The 19,340-nt window shown below is 70.1% G+C and carries 17 protein-coding genes and 1 tRNA gene; 8 read left to right on the plus strand and 10 right to left on the minus strand.

What is annotated here, in order from left to right; all coding sequences use genetic code 11:
• The coding region (locus tag HNQ70_RS19995) for a hypothetical protein (protein WP_221302917.1) at positions 1–205 on the plus strand (205 nt) is incomplete at its 5' end.
• Positions 206–474: 269 nt separating this feature from the next.
• Here the strand turns inward: HNQ70_RS19995 and HNQ70_RS19535 are convergent.
• Positions 475–1,251: an enoyl-CoA hydratase gene (locus tag HNQ70_RS19535; RefSeq protein WP_183970767.1), complete on the minus strand. Its 777-nt coding sequence runs from the start codon at positions 1,249–1,251 to the stop codon at positions 475–477.
• Between the two features lie 209 nt (positions 1,252–1,460).
• Here HNQ70_RS19535 and paaI point away from each other — a divergent pair, with 209 nt between their 5' ends.
• The 3 genes from paaI to HNQ70_RS19550 all read left to right on the plus strand — a co-directional run bounded on the left by paaI (position 1,461) and on the right by HNQ70_RS19550 (position 4,843).
• Positions 1,461–1,913 carry a hydroxyphenylacetyl-CoA thioesterase PaaI gene (gene paaI / locus HNQ70_RS19540; RefSeq protein WP_183970768.1) on the plus strand — a complete coding sequence of 151 codons (453 nt, stop codon included), beginning with the start codon at positions 1,461–1,463 and terminating at the stop codon, positions 1,911–1,913.
• A gap of 80 nt (positions 1,914–1,993) precedes the next feature.
• Positions 1,994–2,992, plus strand: coding sequence for an acrylyl-CoA reductase (NADPH) (acuI, locus tag HNQ70_RS19545; protein ID WP_183970769.1), 999 nt, complete (start codon positions 1,994–1,996; stop codon positions 2,990–2,992).
• A gap of 21 nt (positions 2,993–3,013) precedes the next feature.
• Positions 3,014–4,843 carry a M61 family metallopeptidase gene (locus tag HNQ70_RS19550; protein WP_183970770.1) on the plus strand — a complete coding sequence of 610 codons (1,830 nt, stop codon included), beginning with the start codon at positions 3,014–3,016 and terminating at the stop codon, positions 4,841–4,843.
• A 48-nt stretch (positions 4,844–4,891) separates the two neighbouring features.
• On the opposite strand, the gene HNQ70_RS19555 is transcribed toward HNQ70_RS19550, so the two are convergent.
• The 7 genes from HNQ70_RS19555 to rpe form a co-directional block, all read right to left on the minus strand.
• Positions 4,892–8,056 (minus strand): beta strand repeat-containing protein, encoded by a 3,165-nt coding sequence (locus HNQ70_RS19555; protein WP_183970771.1) that lies wholly within the window; start codon positions 8,054–8,056, stop codon positions 4,892–4,894.
• A gap of 264 nt (positions 8,057–8,320) precedes the next feature.
• Positions 8,321–9,127 carry an indole-3-glycerol phosphate synthase TrpC gene (trpC, locus tag HNQ70_RS19560; RefSeq protein WP_183970772.1) on the minus strand — a complete coding sequence of 269 codons (807 nt, stop codon included), beginning with the start codon at positions 9,125–9,127 and terminating at the stop codon, positions 8,321–8,323.
• Between the two features lie 35 nt (positions 9,128–9,162).
• Positions 9,163–10,194: an anthranilate phosphoribosyltransferase gene (gene trpD, locus HNQ70_RS19565; protein WP_183970773.1), complete on the minus strand. Its 1,032-nt coding sequence runs from the start codon at positions 10,192–10,194 to the stop codon at positions 9,163–9,165.
• Positions 10,194–10,772, minus strand: a complete 579-nt coding sequence (locus HNQ70_RS19570) for an anthranilate synthase component II (protein ID WP_183970774.1) — start codon at positions 10,770–10,772, stop codon at positions 10,194–10,196. Before HNQ70_RS19570 ends, trpD begins: the two co-directional genes overlap by 1 nt.
• A 10-nt stretch (positions 10,773–10,782) precedes the next feature.
• Positions 10,783–12,258 (minus strand): anthranilate synthase component I, encoded by a 1,476-nt coding sequence (trpE, locus tag HNQ70_RS19575; RefSeq protein ID WP_183970775.1) that lies wholly within the window; start codon positions 12,256–12,258, stop codon positions 10,783–10,785.
• A gap of 252 nt (positions 12,259–12,510) precedes the next feature.
• Positions 12,511–13,224 (minus strand): phosphoglycolate phosphatase, encoded by a 714-nt coding sequence (locus tag HNQ70_RS19580; protein WP_246435198.1) that lies wholly within the window; start codon positions 13,222–13,224, stop codon positions 12,511–12,513.
• A 35-nt stretch (positions 13,225–13,259) separates the two neighbouring features.
• A complete protein-coding gene (rpe, locus tag HNQ70_RS19585; RefSeq protein WP_183970776.1) occupies positions 13,260–13,958 on the minus strand; it encodes a ribulose-phosphate 3-epimerase in 699 nt (232 codons plus the stop codon).
• 144 nt (positions 13,959–14,102) lie between these two features.
• Between rpe and apaG the strand changes: the two genes are divergently transcribed.
• Complete coding sequence (gene apaG, locus HNQ70_RS19590) at positions 14,103–14,462, plus strand: Co2+/Mg2+ efflux protein ApaG (RefSeq protein ID WP_183970782.1); 360 nt, start codon at positions 14,103–14,105, stop codon at positions 14,460–14,462.
• 201 nt (positions 14,463–14,663) lie between these two features.
• Entirely contained in the window at positions 14,664–15,908 is a 1,245-nt protein-coding gene (gene mltA, locus HNQ70_RS19595) for a murein transglycosylase A (RefSeq protein ID WP_183970777.1), read from the plus strand.
• A 53-nt stretch (positions 15,909–15,961) separates the two neighbouring features.
• Here mltA and HNQ70_RS19600 read toward each other — a convergent pair whose 3' ends face one another.
• On the minus strand, positions 15,962–16,744 hold the full coding sequence (locus HNQ70_RS19600; protein WP_183970778.1) for a DsbC family protein: 783 nt from the start codon (positions 16,742–16,744) through the stop codon (positions 15,962–15,964).
• Between the two features lie 32 nt (positions 16,745–16,776).
• Positions 16,777–17,997 (minus strand): FAD-dependent monooxygenase, encoded by a 1,221-nt coding sequence (locus tag HNQ70_RS19605; RefSeq protein WP_183970779.1) that lies wholly within the window; start codon positions 17,995–17,997, stop codon positions 16,777–16,779.
• Positions 17,998–18,114: 117 nt separating this feature from the next.
• Between HNQ70_RS19605 and HNQ70_RS19610 the strand changes: the two genes are divergently transcribed.
• Positions 18,115–19,089 carry a helix-turn-helix transcriptional regulator gene (locus HNQ70_RS19610; protein ID WP_183970780.1) on the plus strand — a complete coding sequence of 325 codons (975 nt, stop codon included), beginning with the start codon at positions 18,115–18,117 and terminating at the stop codon, positions 19,087–19,089.
• 126 nt (positions 19,090–19,215) lie between these two features.
• A tRNA-Phe gene (locus tag HNQ70_RS19615) sits at positions 19,216–19,291 on the plus strand.
• The last annotated feature ends 49 nt before the right edge of the window (positions 19,292–19,340 follow it).

Here is a 19,340-nt window from a genome sequence, read left to right on the forward strand (position 1 = left end):
CTTTCGCAATGACCGATGGATATCTTCTTACCGTGTGAGCGTTACGATTTTCCGAGACCACTGGCTCCGTCGTCCCGAAGGACTCCTTCGCCATGTGGCTCAGCGCTTCATCGACGCGCCCACACTTATCGGCTGTTCAATTGTTAAAGATCGTGGCGCTGACAACTCACTGAAGTTCGTCATCAGCACAGAAGCGGAATTATGAAGCTTCTGTTTCACCCTGTCAAGTCGGTCATCGCTTTCGATTTCCGCTCACCCGCCAGGGGCTGCATGTCCTACTTGGTGCCGGCTGTTGCCGGGACTTTCGTTCGGACCCTGCCGGCAGTTCCTGAAGCCTCGCTTCGCTTTCGCTGGGCTGCTTCTGGAAGTGCGCCGGCAGCGCAGAGGCAGAACTATAACAAGGCCTTCGACGCCGTGCAAATCGGGCTGCGGAGCCGGACGTGATGGGCGGGCCCACGCCCGGAGAATTCCGGCTCATCGATGCCTGAACTGGGGTGCGCGCTTCTCCAGGAAGGCTGCCATTCCCTCCTTCTGGTCCTCGGTGGCGAACAGCGAGTGAAAGACACGGCGCTCGAAGGTGACGCCTTCGGCGAGTGGCACTTCATAGGCGCGGTTGATGGCCTCCTTGGCCATCATCACCGACGGCAGCGAGAAGCCGGCAATGATCTGTGCCGCGGCTAGCGCCTCGTCGAGCAGGCGGTCGGCGGGGACCACCCGGGAGACCAGGCCGGAGCGCTCGGCTTCGGCGGCATCCATGAGACGTGCCGTCAGGCAGAGATCCATGGCCTTGGCCTTCGAGACCGCCCGCGGCAGTCGCTGCGTGCCGCCAGCGCCGGGGATCACGCCCAGCTTGATCTCCGGCTGGCCGAAGCGGGCGCTGTCGGCGGCGATGACGATGTCGCACATCATGGCGAGCTCGCAGCCGCCGCCGAGGGCAAAGCCGGCCACCGCGGCGATGACCGGCTTGCGCACGCGGCGGATCGTCTCCCAGTTGCGGGTGATGTACTGGCTGCGGTGGACGTCCATGTAGCTCCAGCCGGCCATTGCGGCGATGTCGGCGCCGGCCGCGAAGGCCTTCTCGCTGCCGGTGATGACGATCGCGCCGATGCCCTCGTCGGCATCGAAGGCCAGAAGCGCCTCGCCGAGCTCGTCCATCAGGCGGTCGTTCAGCGCGTTCAACTGCTTCGGCCGGTTCAGCGTGATGAGGCCGACGCGGCCCCGGGTGTCGACGAGGATGTTTTCGTAAGGCATGGCTTCTCCGTGGTTCCGGTTGGCGCCTGTTCGGCGGCCCGGAGATGATAGCGGCCGGGAATCGCTGTGCTACGCTGGCCCGCGCCCTGGGGCCGGCTGGCGCGACGAGGGGCCGAGGGCTGGTCAGCCCCCGGGCTGCCATCGCCCCGGTGCCCTGCCAGCCATGCCCGTCACTGCGCCGGCCTTCCATCGCCCCCGACAGGAATCCGATGAACGAGCACGCAACGCCCCTGCCCCCCGAGGTTTCGGCGGTGGCCCGTCGCATGTGGGAAGAGGACGTGCCGGCGCGGTCGCTGGGGATCGAGCCGGTCGCGGTGGCGCCTGGCCGCGCGCGCGTCCGGATGCGGGTGCGCCCCGAGTTCGTGAATGCCGTCGGCGTGTGCCACGGCGGCTACCTGTTCCTGCTCGCGGACACCGCGTTCGCATTTGCCTGCAACAGTCACAACCAGAAGGCGGTGGCGGCGAGCGCGGGCATCGACTTCGTGGCGCCTGCGTTCGGCGGCGAGATCCTCACTGCGGAAGCCGCAGAGCAGCACCGCGCGGGGCGCTCAGGGGTCTACGACGTGCGGGTCACCAACGAGGCGGGCGGTCTCGTCGCGCTGTTTCGCGGCAGATCGGCGACCATCAAGGGACAGCACCTGGAAGACCCGCCGCCGGCGTGAACCGGCGCTTGCGCCTTCCACCCGATTGCCCAGAACCTCGGGCGCAACAACGGCGCCCGGACATTCAAAGGAATCCAACGATGTTCAATGCCATTTATCTGCAGAAGAGCGCCGACGGCGCGTTCGACGCTTCGTTGCGCGCGCTCGACGACGCCGAACTGGACACCCACGCCGCCGACGGCGACGTCGTGGTGCGCGTGGAGTGGTCCACGCTGAATTTCAAGGACGGCCTCGCGCTGACCAACCGCTCGCCGGTGGTGCGCAAGTGGCCGATGGTGCCGGGGATCGACGGCGCGGGCACGGTCGAGTCGAGCACGCACGCGAGCTTCAAGTCCGGGGACAAGGTTGTGCTCAACGGATGGGGCGTCGGCGAGACCCACTGGGGATGCCTGGCGCAGAAGGCGCGCCTGAAAGGCGACTGGCTGCTCCAACTGCCCGCGCCGCTCACGCCCCGGCAGGCGATGTCGATCGGCACGGCCGGCTACACGGCGATGCTCTGCGTGATGGCGCTGGACCGGCAGGGCGTGCAGCCGGACCAGGGCGAGGTGCTGGTGACCGGCGCGGCCGGCGGCGTCGGCAGCGTGGCGATCGCACTGCTGGCGGGCCGCGGCTACCGGGTGATCGCCTCCACCGGCCGCACTGCCGAGGCCGACTACCTGAAGTCGCTCGGCGCCGCCGAGGTGATCGACCGCAAGGAGCTGTCCGAACCCGGCAAACCGATGCAGAAGGAGCGCTGGGCCGGGGTCGTCGACTGCGTGGGCTCGCACACGCTGGCCAATGCGTGCGCGCAGACCCGCTACCGCGGCACCGTGGCGGCCTGCGGACTGGCGCAGGGGATGGACTTCCCGAGTTCCGTCGCACCCTTCATCCTGCGCGGCGTGAAGCTGATCGGCGTCGACTCGGTGATGTGCCCGATGACGGACCGCGCCGAGGCCTGGCAGCGCCTGGCGAGGGAGCTCGATCTCTCCAGGCTGCAGGCGATCACCACCGAGATCGGGCTGGGTGAGGCGATCGCACGCGGCGCCGACGTGCTGGCCGGCAAGGTGCGCGGGCGGCTGGTGGTCGACGTCAACCGCTGAAGCGCCGGGACGCCGACCACGATGGCACGCAGCAAGAAAGAAACCCCGATCCGCTACCGGATCCGACCGGTCGACCCCGCCGCCCACCTCTTCGAGGTAAGCCTGACGGTCGATCGCCCCGACCCCGCGGGCCAGCTCTTTGCGCTGCCCGCGTGGATTCCCGGCAGCTACATGATCCGGGAATTCGCGCGCCACATCGGTCGCATCGAGGCCCGCTCGGCGGGACGGCGCGTCCGGCTGGAGAAGGTGGACAAGCACGGCTGGCGCGCCGCTCGCTGCGCGGGCCCGCTCGAACTCGTCTACCGGGTCTACGCCTGGGATCTGTCGGTGCGCGCGGCGCACCTCGACGAAAGCCACGGCTTCTTCAACGGGACGAGCGTCTTCCTGCGGGTGCTGGGGCAGGAGGCCTCGCCCTGCCTGGTCGAGATCGAGCCGCCGCAGGGGGAGGCTTCTGCGGGCTGGAAAGTGGCGACCACGCTGCCCCGGGCCGGCGCCAGGCCGCATGGCTTTGGCGGCTACCGCGCGGCGGACTACGACGAGCTGCTCGACCATCCGGTCGAAATGGGCGAGTTCTCGCTGCTGCTCTTCGAGGCCGCAGGGGTGCCGCACGAGGTGGCGATCACCGGGCGGAACGACTGCGACTCCGCGCGCCTGGGGAAGGATCTGGCGGCGGTCTGCGAGGCTCAGGTGCGGCTGTTCGAGCCGGATTCGGGCAAGGCGCCCTTCGAGCGCTACCTGTTCCTGACCATGGCCGTCGGCGATGGCTACGGTGGGCTGGAGCACCGGTCGAGCACCGCCCTGCTGTGCCGGCGGGACGACCTGCCCTGGCCCGGCATGACCGGAGTGCCCGATGGCTACCGGCAGTTCCTCGGGCTGGCCAGCCATGAGTACTTCCACAGCTGGCACGTCAAGCGCATCAAGCCGCAGGCCTTCGCACCCTACGACCTGGAGCGCGAGAACCACACGCGGCTGCTCTGGGTGTTCGAGGGGTTCACCTCCTACTACGACGACCTGATGCTGGTGCGCGCCGGGGTGATCGGCACCGGCGATTACCTGAAGGCGCTGGGCAACACCATCTCCCAGGTGCTGCGCGGACCAGGCCGGCACGAGCAGAGCGTGGCCGAATCAAGCTTCGACGCGTGGATCAAGTACTACCGGCAGGACGAGAACTCGCCGAACGCGATCGTCAGCTACTACGCCAAGGGCGCGCTGGTGGCGCTGTGCCTGGACCTGGCGATCCGCTCGCGCACCGGCGGGCGCCGCTCGCTGGACGACCTGATGCGGCTGATGTGGCAGCGCTACGGGCGCGACTTCGACCGCGCGGGCAAGGGCGTGGGCGAAGACGAGATACCGGCGCTGCTAGAGGAGGCGACCGGCCTGGACCTGGGCCGCGAGGTGCGCGCCTGGACCGAGGGCACCGGCGAGCTGCCGCTGGCCGCGCTGCTGAAGGAGGCGGGCGTTTCGCTGGAGCTGAAGCGGCCGGAGGGCGAAACGGCCTGGCTGGGGATCCGCAGCGCGATGCGCGCCGGGGACCTGACGATCACGACGGCGCTGAGCGGCGGTCCCGCCCACCGCGCAGGGGTTTCGGCCGGCGACGTGATCGTGGCGGTGGACGGCCTGCGCGTCGATGAACGCGGGCTGAAGACACTGCTGGCCCGGCGCCGGGCGGGACAGGCGGTCCGGGTGCATGCGTTCCGGCGCGACGAGCTGATCGAGCGGGTACTGACGCTTGTCGAGGCGCCGGCCACCGAGGCAGGGCTTTCGGTCGACCCGAAGGCGGGCGCGCAGGCGCGCCGGCTGGCCGAAGGCTGGCTCGGGGTGAAGACGCCGCGCGCGCAGCCCCGCAGATGACCGCCGGCATGAGGCACGCGCCTCATGCCGGCCCCTCCATGAGCCGGGCTAGCCCTCCAGCAGCCCCTGCCCGATCAGCCCGACCAGCGCCTCCGCGGTCGTGATGTCCGAATCGGGCGTGACCGCATCGATCACCGAGCGCAGCGTGGGGAGGTCGGTGGTGCTCTGGTTCATCACCTCGGTGTAGTACTTCGCCACCTCCACCTGGTTCAGGAACTGGCGCGCCGTGCCGCCCCACTGCGGGTCGTCCAGCGGCTTGGTCGCCAGGTTGCCAAAGACCTTGTAGATCACGTCGCCAGCGGTCCAGCCGATTCCGAAGGCTTCGACGATGTCGTTGACCGCCTCCAGCTTGGCCGCGGCATCCGCGCTGTCCTTGACGATGTTCGCCACCATCGCCTCGGCCAGCGCCTGGTGGTCCAGCGTCGCCGGGTAGACCTCGGTGAACTGCGGCTTGGTCGTGAAGACGTCGACGATCTCCTTCACGCTCATGCCGAATCGCGAGGCCTCCGCCAGCTGGTCCATGTAGGCGACCCCGGGCGCGGCGTCAAAGGCCACGATGAAGAAGTGCCACAGGTCCTCCGGGACATCGTCGTAGCCGCCGAGCGCGCGCTCCTCGACGATCACGGTGCGGTCGGCGAACTGCAGCCGCTCGACCTGGAGCACGGTGTCGGTGCCGCTGGCACCCGACAGGTCGGTGACGGTCCACGCGCCGTCGGCGAAGCTCAGCCGGTGGCCGGCCGCGGCCCCGGACCAGGCCGCGGTGTCGGTGCCGCCGGCGCCTTCCAGCGTGTCGTCGCCGCCGCCGCCGGACAGAGTGTCGTCGCCCGCGCCGCCGAAGGCGCTGTCGTCGCCGCGCAGCCAGTTGGCGCCGGCATCACCGACCAGCAGATCGTTGAACAGACCGCCGAGCACGTTCTCGATGCCCGCGAGCGCGTCGTTTCCGTCGGCGCCGGTCGCCGTCCCCTGTGCCAGGTTCACGGTCACCGCGCCCCTCGCGATGGTGTAGCTGACCGTGTCGGTGCCGGAACGGCCGTCGATGGTGTCGTTGCCGAGACCGCCCCTGAAGCCGTTGTCGCCGGCATCGCCGAGCAGCAGGTCGGCATGAGCCGATCCGAACGCCTCCTCAATGCTCTCGAGGACATCGTTGCCGTCGGGACCGCTGGAGCTTCCCGCCTGCAGGTCCACGCTGACCCCGCCGCTGGCGCCGCCGTAATCCGCGCTGTCCTGGCCGCCGCCACCGCGCAGCGTGTCGTTGCCGGCGTTCCCGCGGAAGTTCTCGTCGCCGGCTCCGCCGATCAGCAGGTCGGCAAAGGCGGTGCCCCACACCGACTCGATGCCGGTGAGCTGGTCATTGCCGGCACCGCCGGTGGCGGTGCCGGCAGCCAGGTCCACGGTGACCCCTCCGGTCGGGCCGCCGAACTGGTAGTCGATGATGTCGTAACCATCTCCCGCCTGGATGGTGTCGTCGCCCAGGCCGCCGCGGAAGAAATTGAGATAGCCGTCGTCGCCGACCAGGAGATCGTTGCCCGCGCCGCCGAAGGCCCCCTCCATCCCGACCAGGGTGTCGATGCCGTCCGAACCGGCATCCGCGACCCCGGTGACGAGATTGACCGTGATGCCGTTGCCGACGAACTGATAGTCGGCGAGGTCGATGTCGAACCAGAGGGCGTTGTCGCCGCCTTCCAGCGTGTCGTTGCCGGCGTCGCCGCGCAGCGAGTCCGCGCCGTCGCCGCCGCGCAGGACGTCGTTGCCGCCGCGGCCGCGCAGGAGATTGGCCTTGGCGTCGCCCTCGAGGACGTCGTCGTGTTCGCTGCCGTAGACGGATTCGAGGCCGGCCAGCACGTCGTTGCCGTCGCCGCCGGAGGAACGGCCCTCGGCGAGGCTGGCGAAGACCCCCGCGGGCGCGAACCGGTAGTCGACAATGTCGTTGCCAGCGCCGCCGTCGAGGCTGTCGTCGCCGCCGCTGCCGCGGAGGTACTCGGCGCCCGCGCCGCCGACGATGGTGTCGGCATGCGCCGAACCGAGCGCCGCTTCGATGGAGACGAGCGTGTCGGTGCCGCCGAAGCCATCGGAAGCCGTGCCGGCACCCAGGTTCACGAGCGCGCCGGCGGGCGAGTTGGCGTAGGTGACGTAGTCGAAGCCCGCGGCGCCGTCCATCGTGTCGTTGCCGCCCCCGCCGCGGAACATGTTGCCCTCGCCGTTCCCGGTCAAGCGATCGTCGAAGGCCGAGCCGTACAAGCCCTCGATGTCGATCAGGACGTCGGTTCCAGCGCCAGATCCGGTCGCCGTGCCCGACCCTGCCCCGGTGTCCATCGCGGCCGTCACCGGCCCGGTGGCGCCCACGTAGGAGGCGATGTCGAAGGTTTCGCCGTCGACGTTGCCGCCGCCGTCGATGGTGTCGTCTCCGCCCCGGCCCTCGAAATAATCGCCGCCGGCGAGGCCGCGGAGGCGATTGGCGCCATCGTCGCCGAGCAGGCTGTCGGAGAAGTCGCTCCCGTCCGCCGCCTCGATCGACACCAGCGTGTCGGTCGCGCCGCCGCCGGTGGCGGTGCCGGCGGCGAGGTCGACGGTGAACCCGCTCCCCGGCGTGAAGGAGTAGGTGGCGGTGTCGAAGCCCGCGCCGCCGTCGATGGTGTCGTCGCCACCGCCACCCCGGAAGAAGTTGTTGCCGGCGTCGCCGACCAGCAGGTCGCCGAACGCCGAGCCGACCGCGCCCTCGATGTTGATGAAGACGTCCGCGCCATGGGGTCCGGTGACCGCTCCGGTCGCCAGGTTGACCGACACTGCCGAGCCAGCCAGCGTGTAGGAGAGCTGGTCGTTCCCGGCGCCGCCGTCGATCGTATCGACGCCTTCCAGGCCCTGGAACTGGTTGTCGCCTGCGTCGCCAGTCAGGCGGTCGGCGAATGCCGAGGCAATGGCGCCCTCGATCCCGACCAGCGCGTCGGTGCCGTCCCCAGTGGCGATGCCGGTGGCCAGGCTGACCACCACCGCCCCTGCGGAATTGCGGTAATCGGCAAGATCGAAGCTGCCGCCGCCATCGAGCGTATCGTTGCCGGGCCCGCCCTCCAGGAAATCGATCCCGTCGCCGCCGGCCAGCGAGTCGTCGCCCGCAAGCCCCTGCAGGGTGTCCATGCCGGCGAGCCCGATGAGCGTGTCGTTGCCGGCCGTGCCGACCAGCGAATCGTTGCCGGATGTTCCGTTGATCACAGCCATTGCCGTCTCCCTGTCCGCGCTGTTGTCCGGACGGACGGCGCAGCCGCCCGCCTCGTGTTCTGGAGCGCCGGATGATCGGATGCCCCGGCGTCACCGGGAAATTTGCGCGAGCGCCGGGGCCCGCGCATCACCCGAATGGGGGAGATGGTCCGCGGGTGGGGCCGGGGAGGAAGGTGGGGCCGGCGAGGAAGGAGCGACCCGCCCCGGAGGGAAACGCAGGCGCGGGAGTCCGCCCGGCCTGGGCGGACCCGGCCGGGCCCCCGGTCAGTCGAACAGTGCCCGCAGCGCCTGGCCCGGATCGCGCGCGCGCATGAAGGCCTCACCGACCAGGAAGGCATGAACCCTGGCGGCGCGCATGCGCTGGACATCCTCGCGCGAGAGGATGCCGCTCTCCGTGACCACCAGCCGGTCGGCGGGGATCCGCGGCAGCAGGTCGAGCGTGTTCTGCAGCGACACCTCGAAGGTGCGCAGGTTGCGGTTGTTGATGCCCAGCAGCGGGGTCTTCAGGCGCAGCGCGCGATCGAGCTCGTCGCCGTCATGCACCTCGACCAGCACGTCCATGCCGAGCGACAGCGCGCAGGCCTCGAGCTCGGCCATCAGCGCGTCGTCGAGCGCGGAGGCGATCAGCAGGATGCAGTCGGCACCCATCACGCGCGCCTCGTAGACCTGGTAGGGATCGATCAGGAAATCCTTGCGCAGCACCGGGAGCTCGCAGGCGGCGCGCGCCTGCACGAGGTACTCGGGAGCGCCCTGGAAGAACTGGCGATCGGTGAGCACCGACAGGCAGGCCGCGCCCGCCTCGGCGTAGCTGGATGCGATCACCGGGGGATCGAAGTCCTCGCGCAGCACGCCCTTGCTGGGGCTGGCTTTCTTGATCTCGGCGATCACCGCGGCGCGTCCGGCGGCGATCTTCGCGCGCAGCGCGCCCTCGAAGCCGCGCGGGCGGATGGCGCCGTGATCGGCTGCGGAGTGCTCGGCGTCGCGGCGCAGCGAGGCGAGATCGCGCTCGGCAAGGGCCTGCGCGACCTCCTGGTGCTTGACTGCGACGATGCGCTGGAGGATGTCGGACATGCTCGGGACCCTGATGGGGAAGCGTTCGCGGGCGCTCAGCCCGAGAACTGCTGGGTGAAGCGCACGAAGGCGTCGAGTTTCGCGCGGGCCGCGCCGCTCTCGATCGCCTCGCGCGCCTTCTGGATGCCGGCCTCGATGCTCGGCACGACGTCGGCCGCATACAGCGCCGCCGCCGAGTTGAGCACGACGATTTCACGCGGCGTGCCCGGCCGGCCGGACAGCGCCTCGAGCATCATCGCCTTCGACTCGACGGCATCGGCCACCTTCAGACCCCGGTTGCTGACCATCGACAGGCCGAAGTCCTCGGGGTGGATCTCGTACTCGCGGATCGCGCCGTCGCGCAGTTCGCCGACCAGGGTGCCGGCGCCCAGCGAGACCTCGTCCATGCCGTCCTTGCCGTAGACGACCAGCGCGTGACGTGCGCCGAGGCGCTGCAGCACGCGCACCAGGATGCCGACCAGGTCGGGATGGAACACGCCGAGCAGGATGTTGGGCGCGCCCGCCGGATTGGTCAGCGGACCGAGGATGTTGAAGATGGTGCGAACGCCAAGCTCGCGCCGCACCGCCGCGACGTTCTTCATCGCCGGATGGTGGTTGGGCGCGAACATGAAGCCGATGCCGCACTCGCGGATGCACTGCGCGACCTGTTCCGACGTGAGGTTCAGGTTGACGCCCAGCGCCTCGAGCGCGTCGGCGCTGCCGGACTTGGACGACACCCCGCGGCCGCCGTGCTTGGCAACCGTGGCGCCTGCCGCAGCCACCACGAACACCGAGGTGGTGGAGATGTTGAAGGTATGGGAGCCGTCGCCGCCGGTGCCGACCACGTCGACGAAGTGCGGGCCGCCGTCGACTTCGACCTTGCTGGCGAACTCGCGCATCACCTGCGCGGCGGCAGCGATCTCGCCGACCGTCTCCTTCTTGACGCGCAGCCCGGTGAGCAGCGCCGACATCACGACCGGCGAGAGCTCGCCGTTCATGAGCTTGCGCATCAGGTCGAGCATCTCGTCGTGGAAGATCTCACGATGCTCGATGACGCGCGTGAGCGCCTCCTGCGGGGTGATGGACATCAGGCCTTCTCCATCTCGAGTTCGAGGAAGTTCTTGAGCAGCGCGTGGCCGTGCTCGGTGAGGATGGACTCCGGATGGAACTGCACGCCCTCGATCGCGTGCTCGCGATGGCGCACACCCATGATCTCGCCGTCGGCGGTCCAGGCGGTGATCTCGAGGCAGTCGGGCAGCGACGCGCGCTCGATCGCCAGTGAGTGGTAGCGGGTGATCGTGAACGGATTGGGCAGCCCGCGGAACACGCCGACGCCGGTGTGCTCGCAGGGCGAGGTCTTGCCGTGCATCACCTCGCGGGCGCGCACCACCTTGCCGCCGAACGCCGCGCCGATCGACTGGTGCCCGAGGCACACACCGAGGATGGGCAGGCGGCCGGCGAAGTGCTTCAGCAGCGGCACCGAGATGCCGGCTTCGTTCGGCGTGCAGGGTCCGGGCGAGATCACGATGCGCTCGGGCGCCATCGACTCGATCTCGTCGAGCGTGATCTCGTCGTTGCGCACCGTGTGCACGTCGGCGCCGAGTTCCCCGAGGTACTGCACCAGGTTGAAGGTGAAGCTGTCGTAGTTGTCGATCATCAGCAGCATGGCAGCCCCCTTACTCCAGCCCGGCCTGGACCAGCTCGGCGGCGCGCAGCACCGCGCGCGCCTTGTTCTCGGTCTCCATCCACTCGCTCTCGGGCACCGAGTCGGCGACCACGCCGGCGGCTGCCTGCACGTAGAGCATGCCGTCCTTGATGATTCCGGTGCGGATGGCGATGGCGAGGTCGAGGTCGCCGACGAACGAGATGTAGCCGCAGGCGCCGCCGTAGATGCCGCGCTTGGTGGGCTCAAGCTCGTCGATGATCTCCATCGCGCGGATCTTGGGCGCGCCCGACAGCGTGCCCGCGGGGAAGGTGGCGCGCAGCACGTCCAGCGGTCCGGTGCCGGGCTTCATCCGGCCCTCGACGTTGGAGACGATGTGCATCACGTGCGAGTACTTCTCGATGGCCATCTGGTCGGTGACCTTGACGCTGCCGATCTCGGCGATGCGGCCGATGTCGTTGCGGGCCAGGTCGATCAGCATCACGTGCTCGGCGCGCTCCTTTGGATCGGCGAGCAGCTCGGCGGCGATCGCTTCGTCTTCCAGCGGCGTGCCGCCGCGCTTGCGGGTGCCGGCCAGCGGGCGGATGGTGACCCGGTCGCCGCCGTCGTTCATGCGCTCCTGGCGCACCAGGATCTCCGGCGACGCGCCCACCACGTGGAAGTCGCCGAAGTTGTACAGGTACATGTAGGGCGACGGGTTGATCGAGCGCAGCGCCCGGTACAGCGTGAGCGGCGAGTCGAGGAAGGGTTTGCGCAGCACCTGGCCGACCTGCACCTGCATCATGTCGCCGGCCATGATGTAGTCCTTGGCCTTGAGCACCGCCTCCAGGTACTTTTCCTTCGGGAAGTCGCGCTGGATGGCAGTCTCGTAGCTGCCGCTGCTCACCGGCACGTCCACCGGCTGGCGCAGCTTCAGGCGCAGGTCGCGCAGCCGCTTGTGCGCCTTCTGGTAGGACTCGGGCTCGGACGGGTCCGCGTAGACCATCAGGTAGATCTTGCCCGCGATGTTGTCGACGATCGCCAGCTCTTCGGTGAGCAGCAGCAGGATGTCGGGCACGCCGACCGGATCGGGCTTGGACACCCCCGCCAGCCTGGGCTCGATCCAGCGCACCGTGTCGTAGGCGAAATAGCCGGCAAGGCCGCCGCAGAAGCGCGGCAGACCGGGGCGGACCGCCACCTTGAAGCGGGCGCGGTAGGTGTCGATGAAGTCGAGCGGGTTGCCCTCGAAGCGCTCGATGACCTGGCCGTGTCGAACCACCTCGGCGCCGGTGTCCGTCGAGCGGATCATCGTCGTTGCGGGCAGGCCGATGAAGGAGTAGCGGCCGAAGCGCTCGCCGCCGACCACCGATTCCAGCAGGAAGCTGAACGGCTTGTGGGCGAGCTTCAGGTAGAGCGACAGCGGCGTGTCGAGGTCTGCAAAGCACTCCAGCAGCAGCGGAATGCGGTTGTAGCCCTGGGCGGCGATCGCCCGGAATTCGAGTTCGGTCATGCGTGTTCCCCGGGTTGCGGGCCGGCCTGGGGCCCGCGACGCGCATTGTCCCTCACCTGCCGGCGGGGGCTGCGCAAACTTGGTGTCGGAAGAGTGTGCGTCGTCATGCCGCGCGACGCCGCGCCGATCAGTGACGCCAGCACCACCAGCGGCTGGACCTGCAGGCCCGAACCTTCGACTCTTCCCGACGAGGACGCATGTTGGATTGAAGGACTGACTGGAGTTGCGGAGGGGCCCGGGAAAACGCGCCGATCAGGCGCAGGCTTCGATCAGGCCGGCTGCTTCGAGCAGCGAGGAAACTATAGCATCGACGTCCAGCGATCGCACATCGTGGCCTTCGTTGTAGCCATACGGAACGGCCAGCACCGGCATGCCGGCGGCGCGCGCCGCGAGCGCGTCGTTGAGCGAGTCGCCGATCGCCACCACCTGCGCGGGCTCGAGCCCGAAGGCCTCGCAGACGTGCAGCATCGGCAGGGGGTCGGGCTTCCTGCGTGGCAGGCTGTCGCCGCCGACGACCAGCTCGAAGTAGTGCGCGATGCCGCATTGCTCCAGCAGCGGGGCGATGAAGACCGACGGCTTGTTGGTGACCACCGCCAGGCGCAGGCCCTTGGCGCGCATCGCATCCAGTCCCGCCAGCACGCCGGGGTAGAGGACGGCATGGCGGCCGTTCTCCACGCGGTAGTGCTCGAGGAAGGCGCGGTAGGCGGGCTCGAACTCGGCTTCGGGGGCGCGTCCCGCCGGGTCGTCGGTCAGCGCGCGGTGCACCAGCACCGCGGCGCCCTTGCCGACGTAGGCCGCGACCCGCGCCGTGGGCAGGGTCGGACGACCGGCATCCGCGAGCATCGCGTTGACCGCCGCAGCGAGGTCGGCCGCGGTGTCGAGCAGGGTGCCGTCGAGATCGAGGATGACCGCGCGGGCGCGCAGCGCCTGGCCCTTGCGGACCGACGTCTGAACCGCCGGCCCCAAGCCACTGGACGCGTGCACGAGCGCGGGCGCCCGGATCAGGCGCCGAGCGCCGCGCGCAGCCGGCCCATCACGCCGCGGTAGCCCCCGTCGGCGTCGGGGGCGCTGAAGACCGCCGACCCGGCGACGAAGGTGTCCGCGCCCGCCGCCGCGACCTCGGCGATGTTGTCGACCTTCACGCCGCCATCGACCTCCAGGCGGATCTCCTGGCCGCCTGCCGCCTGCCAGGCGTCGATGCGGGCGCGCACCGCGCGCAGCTTGGGCAGCGTGGCCGGAATGAACTTCTGGCCGCCGAAGCCGGGATTCACGGACATCAGCAGCACCATGTCCAGCTTGTCCATCACGTGGTCGAGCCAGGTCAGCGGCGTGGCCGGATTGAAGACCAGCCCGGCCTTGCAGCCCGCTTCGCGGATCAGCGCCAGCGTGCGGTCGACGTGTTCCGAGGCCTCGGGGTGGAAGGTGATGATGTTCGCGCCGGCCCGGGCGAAGTCGCCGACGATGCGATCGACCGGCCTGACCATCAGGTGCACGTCGATGGGGATCTTCACGTGCGGGCGCACCGCCTCGCAGACCATCGGCCCGACCGTGAGGTTGGGCACGTAATGGTTGTCCATGACGTCGAAGTGGATCAGGTCGGCGCCTGCGGCCTCGACCGCACGGACCTCCTCCCCGAGGCGGGCGAAATCGGCGGACAGGATGCTCGGGGCGATCCGGAAGCTGCGCTTGGAGGTGGTCATGATGGCTGCGGAAGGTCGGTGCGACGCCGCCGGAGGCCTGGCACGATGCCGCGCGGCCGACCGGTACGGGCCCGGGAATGTGAATAGAATGCGATTCTATCTTCAACCCAAGAGCCCAGATCCGTGAGCGAGCGCCGCTATGCGATGACGGTGACGGTGGAGAGCCGTTACCTGCCGGAGCAGTCCAGGCCGGAGGACGGCGACTACACCTTCGCCTACAAGGTGCGCGTCACCAATACCGGCACCGTGCCTGCGCAGCTGATCAGCCGGCACTGGATCATCACCGACGCCAATGGACGGGTCGTCGAGGTGAAGGGCCTGGGCGTCGTCGGCCAGCAGCCGCTGCTCGGTCCGGGGCAGAGCTTCGAGTACGGCAGCGGAAGCCAGCTCGCAACGTCGACCGGGTCGATGCGGGGCAGCTACTTCTGCGTGGCCGAGGACGGCGAACGCTTCGAGGCGCCGATTCCGGAGTTCGCGCTGGCGGTGCCTCGCACGCTGCACTGAGCGGGGCGCGAGGCAACCGCGGCCTCGGGAGCTGCGGCATGGGCGGGCGCCGGAATTGCGGCGCGGACGCTCGCCGGACCGTGGCGCGGACAGTCAGCCGGGACGGGGCGCGCGCACACTCACTTGCGGTCCTTCATCGTCCACCAGACGAGCAACAGCACGAGGACGAGGATTCCCGCGGCCTCCAGATAGACAACCCACATGTTCGTTCTCTCCGTGAAGCGTGATTCTATTGCCCTGGCCGGCGCGGCCCTGGCTCTGTCTCTGGCCCTTGCGGGCTGCACTGCGCCCTCGCCGACCCAGCCACCGTCGGCAGGCCCGGCGGGCGCTTACCCGGGCCAGGCCGACGGCGCGGCCGCGCCGGCCACGACACCGGCCACGACACCTGCCACGACACCTGCCACGACACCTGCCGCGCGCGCACCGGCTGTCCCGGGCGTCGAAGGCGGAGCGGCCTCCGCGCCGGTCCGCCCCAGTGCGGCCACGGCCCCCGATGCCAGCCTCCTCCCCGGGGCACCAGCCGCCCTCCCCGGCTGGCGCGGCGACAACCTCGCCGGCCTGCGCGGCGCGCTCGCCCTGCAGTGCGCGAGCCGCCGGCCGCCGGCGCCCTGGCCGGCGCTGTGCGCGGAGCTGCCGAAGGACGAGGCCGGCCTCGTCGGCTGGATCTCGGCCCGCTTCAATGTCAGGCCGCTGACCGACGACGCCGGCGGCACAACCGGCCTGATCACCGGATACCACGAACCCGAGCTCAGCGGCACCCGGGTGCGCGAATCCGCCAGCCAGGTTCCGCTGTACCGCCGTCCGCCGGACGCGGTGATGGCGGCGCGGCCCTCGCGCGAGCGCATCGAGACCAGCGGACTGCTCGCCGGCTCGGAACTGGTCTGGCTGGACGACCCGGTGGAAGCCTTTTTCCTGCAGGTGCAGGGGTCCGGACGGGTGCGGCTGCGCGACGGCAGCGTGATGCGGGTGGGCTACGGCGGCGACAACGGCCTGGGCTACCGGGCGATCGGCTCGGTGCTGGTGGCGCGCGGCGCGCTGCCCGCCGCCGACGTCAACGCCGGGAGCATCAAGGAGTGGCTGCGCGCCAACCCCGCGGACGCGCCCGCAGTGATGCGATCGAATCCGCGCTACATTTTCTTCCGCGAGCTGCCGCCAGCGCCGCCCGAGGCCGGTCCGCCCGGCTCGCTGGGCGTGCCGCTGACGCCGATGCGATCGGTGGCGGTCGATCCGAAGCGGGTGCCGCCGGGCGCGCTGCTCTGGCTGGACACCACCGACCCGCTGGACGGCTCGACGCTGCAGCGTCTGGTGGTGGCCCAGGACACCGGCGCGGCGATCGTGGGAACGGTGCGCGCCGACCTGTTCTGGGGCGCCGGAGAGCGCGCCGCGCGCGGCGCGGGGCTGATGAAGCAGCCGGGACGGATGTGGCTGCTGGAGCCGCGCCCCTGAGCGACGCCCCTGAGCGACGCCCCTGAGCCGCTCCCCCGCCGGCGCCCCGCGCTTCAGCTCTTCGAGTTCTCTTCGAGCAGCCGCTCGAACTGGGCCGCGGGGACGTAACCCTGCAGCCGGCGGCCATTCTGGAAGAAGGTGGTCGGCGTGGCGCTCACGCCAAGCTTCTGCGCGAGCTCCTTCAGCTTCACCAGCGGCGTCTCGCAGCTGCCCGCGTTGCCGGGCACCTTGCCCTGCAGCATCATGTCGCTCCAGGCGCGCCCCTTGTCGTCCGCGCACAGCGCCTTCTTCGCCTTCACCTCGGAATCCGCCGACAGGATGGGGATCACGAAGGTGTAGATCGTGACGTCCTTCAGGCCAACCATGTCCTGGCGCATCTTCCGGCAGTAGCCGCAGTTGGGATCCTCGAAGACCGCCATCGTGCGCTTGCCGTTGCCGATCACCTGCTTGATCGCGATGCCCAGCGGCAGCGTGCTGAAGTCGATCGTGAGCAGTTCGTCGGTGCGCTCGCGGGTAAGGTTGCGATTGCTGCGCATGTCGACCAGATTGCCTTCGACGAAGGCATGCTGCCCCTTGTCGTCGACATAGATCAGGTCCTTGCCGATGCGCACTTCCCAGATGCCCGGGATCGGCGTGCGCCGGAGCTCGTCGACCTTGTAGCGGCCCTTGAACCAGGCCTCGACACCGGCGCGCACCGGCGCGGCCCCGGGCGCGTCCGCGGCCGAGGCGGCGGTCTGGGCGAAGGCCGGCGCGGCTGCGGCCAGGAGCAGGGGCACGCACAGCGCGAGTGCGGCCTTGCGCAGCGCAGGCTGCAGGAACCGCTTCGAAACGGACATCATCACTCCTTCAGGAAGGCTGGCACGCCGGCTCAGGATGCGGCGTGCGCGATCAGGCGTCGCCTGAGCCAGGCAGAACTTGCCACCATTCGCCAGCCGAGTTCGCGCGCGCCGACCAGCGGACGCAGCAGGCCGGGAAGCGGCAGGCCAGCGCCGTCGTCGAACAGGCGCTGCAGACCGTCAGTGGTCAGGCGCATGGTGGCGACCGCCTCGCGCCGGGCGCGCTCGTAGCGGCGCAGCAGCAGGCGGTCGCCGGGGTCGCGGAAGGGCTCGCGCGCGCCGACCGCGTCGATCAGCGCCTGGACGTCGCCGAAGCCCAGGTTCATCCCCTGCCCCGACAGCGGGTGCACCACGTGCGCCGCGTCGCCGATCAGCACCGCGCGCGGCCCGATGGTGCGGTCCACCTCGACGAGCCGCAGCGGGAAGGCCTGCGGCGGCGTGATGGTGCGCATGCCGCCAAGCACGTTCCAGGAGGCCTGGCCGACGCGCTCGGCGAAGGCCTCCGCGTCCAGCGCCAGCAGTTCCTCCGCCAGCGCCTCGGGCGCCGACCAGACGATGCTGCAGCGCTGGCCGGGCAGCGGCAGCAGCGCGAGGATGCCGTGATCGCCGAACCACTGCCAGGCGCAGTCGCGGTGCGGCAGGCCGGTCTCGAAATTGGCCACCACGGCGCGCTGCGGGTAGGCGCGCTCGCTGGCGGCGATGCCGAGCATCGAGCGCAGCGGCGAGCGCGCGCCGTCGGCGCCGACCAGCAGCTTCGCGCGCAACGCGCGCCCGCCGGCGAGGCTCACCTTTGCCTCTACCGGGTCGGATGCGTCGACCGCCTCCACCTCGCCGTCGACCGGCACGACGCCGGCGAAGGACAGCGCACGTTCGAGCGCGCCCGACAGGTTGTCGCCCTCGACGATCCAGGCGAGCGCATCGACGCAGGCCTCGTAGGCGCCGAAATGCAGCTCCGGCGCCCCGGGACGCGCGTTCGGGTAGATGCGCATGTCGTAGACGGGCGCCACCCGGGCCGCGTCCAGCGCATCCCAGACCCGCAGCCGCTCGAGCAGCGCCCGTGAAGCGGGCGAGATCGCGAACACCCTCGGATCCCATCGATCGGGCGAGGCCGGCGGGCGCGCCGCTGGCTGCGCCGGGCCGGCCAGGCCGACCCGGAGCCCCGCGCGGGCGAGCCCGAGCGCGGCGGTGGCGCCGATGGCGCCGCGGCCGATGACCAGCGCGTCGAAGGCGCCATCCGTCGTGGTCCGGTACATGGGGCGATTATATGGCGGCCGGCAGCAGGGCCCTGCCGGCTGGACAGGCCGGGCCCGGCGTACTAGTCTCGCCGGGAAGCAGGCTCACGTCCTGAGCCCACCCGGCCCGGAGACCGTATGAACCGCACCGAACGCCTCTATCGGATCGACCAGCTCATCCACCAGCGCGGCGCCGTCCCCCGACAGGAACTGCTCGACGAGCTCGAGATCTCCTGGGCCACGCTCAAGCGCGACCTGGCCTACCTGCGGGACCGGCTCAACGCGCCGATCGTCTTCGACAACGACCGCGGCGGCTACGCCTTCGACCGCAGCGGCGCCGGCCCCCAGTACGAGCTGCCCGGGCTCTGGTTCAACGCGCAGGAAATCCACGCGCTGCTGACCATGCACCGGCTGCTGGAGGAGCTGGACACCGGCGGCCTGCTGGGCCCGCAGATCGCGCCGCTGATGGCGCGCCTGAACGGCATGCTCGACTCCTCCGCCGGCAGCGCCCAGGAGGTGATGAAACGGGTCCGCGTGATCCCCTCGCAGAACCGGCCGGTGTCCGCCAAGTGGTTCGAGCTTGTCGGCAGCGCCCTGGTGCAGCGTCACCGGCTGGACATCGCCTATTACACCCGGGGCCGCAACGAGCGCGGCCGGCGCGAGATCTCCCCCCAGCGGCTGGTGCACTACCGCAACACCTGGTACCTGGACGCCTGGTGCCACAAGACCGAATCGCTGCGGGTCTTCGCGCTGGACGCGATCGAGGACGCGAAGATGATCGACCGGCGGGCCCGCAACATCTCGCAGACCGAGCTCGACCGCGAACTGGGCGCGGGCTACGGCATCTACCGCGGTAAGGCGCTGCGCTGGGCGGTGCTGCGCTTCAGCCCCGAAGCCGCGCGCTGGGTGAGCGCCGAGATCTGGCACCCGAAGCAGGAGGCCCGCACGCTGGACGACGGCCGCTACGAACTGAAGCTCCCCTACGCCGGCACGCCCGAACTGGAGATGGACATCCTGCGCCACGGCGAGCAGGTGGAGGTGGTTTCGCCCGAGGGTCTGCGCAAGCGGATCGCCCAGCGCCATGCAGCCGCCGCGGCGCGTTACGCAAAGTAGCGGATCGGTTTTGCGCACTGGGCGATTTCACGTATCATTGCTGGCTTCCGGTCGGCTTGCCGAGCGGGTGCAGGAGGATGACGCGGCCCACGGGCCAAGAGGCTTCCTGCAACAGGCAGCATCCCAGGCCAAGTAGCTCAGTTGGTAGAGCAGCGGATTGAAAATCCGCGTGTCGGTGGTTCGATTCCGCCCTTGGCCACCATAAAAATCAACGGCTTGCATGTGTTCGCGCACTGCAGGCCGTTGTTCTT

This window comes from Quisquiliibacterium transsilvanicum (assembly GCF_014202215.1).
Classification (GTDB): Bacteria; Pseudomonadota; Gammaproteobacteria; order Burkholderiales; family Burkholderiaceae_E; genus Quisquiliibacterium; species Quisquiliibacterium transsilvanicum.

Excerpts from the sequence above, each read along its gene's own strand:
- HNQ70_RS19535 (WP_183970767.1), bottom strand. The coding sequence starts at position 1,251 with ATGCCTTACGAAAACATCCTCGTCGACACCCGGGGCCGCGTCGGCCTC.
- paaI (WP_183970768.1), top strand. The coding sequence starts at position 1,461 with ATGAACGAGCACGCAACGCCCCTGCCCCCCGAGGTTTCGGCGGTGGCC.
- acuI (WP_183970769.1), top strand. The coding sequence starts at position 1,994 with ATGTTCAATGCCATTTATCTGCAGAAGAGCGCCGACGGCGCGTTCGAC.
- HNQ70_RS19550 (WP_183970770.1), top strand. The coding sequence starts at position 3,014 with ATGGCACGCAGCAAGAAAGAAACCCCGATCCGCTACCGGATCCGACCG.
- HNQ70_RS19555 (WP_183970771.1), bottom strand. The coding sequence starts at position 8,056 with ATGGCTGTGATCAACGGAACATCCGGCAACGATTCGCTGGTCGGCACG.
- trpC (WP_183970772.1), bottom strand. The coding sequence starts at position 9,127 with ATGTCCGACATCCTCCAGCGCATCGTCGCAGTCAAGCACCAGGAGGTC.
- trpD (WP_183970773.1), bottom strand. The coding sequence starts at position 10,194 with ATGTCCATCACCCCGCAGGAGGCGCTCACGCGCGTCATCGAGCATCGT.
- HNQ70_RS19570 (WP_183970774.1), bottom strand. The coding sequence starts at position 10,772 with ATGCTGCTGATGATCGACAACTACGACAGCTTCACCTTCAACCTGGTG.
- trpE (WP_183970775.1), bottom strand. The coding sequence starts at position 12,258 with ATGACCGAACTCGAATTCCGGGCGATCGCCGCCCAGGGCTACAACCGC.
- rpe (WP_183970776.1), bottom strand. The coding sequence starts at position 13,958 with ATGACCACCTCCAAGCGCAGCTTCCGGATCGCCCCGAGCATCCTGTCC.
- apaG (WP_183970782.1), top strand. The coding sequence starts at position 14,103 with ATGACGGTGACGGTGGAGAGCCGTTACCTGCCGGAGCAGTCCAGGCCG.
- mltA (WP_183970777.1), top strand. The coding sequence starts at position 14,664 with ATGTTCGTTCTCTCCGTGAAGCGTGATTCTATTGCCCTGGCCGGCGCG.
- HNQ70_RS19600 (WP_183970778.1), bottom strand. The coding sequence starts at position 16,744 with ATGTCCGTTTCGAAGCGGTTCCTGCAGCCTGCGCTGCGCAAGGCCGCA.
- HNQ70_RS19605 (WP_183970779.1), bottom strand. The coding sequence starts at position 17,997 with ATGTACCGGACCACGACGGATGGCGCCTTCGACGCGCTGGTCATCGGC.
- HNQ70_RS19610 (WP_183970780.1), top strand. The coding sequence starts at position 18,115 with ATGAACCGCACCGAACGCCTCTATCGGATCGACCAGCTCATCCACCAG.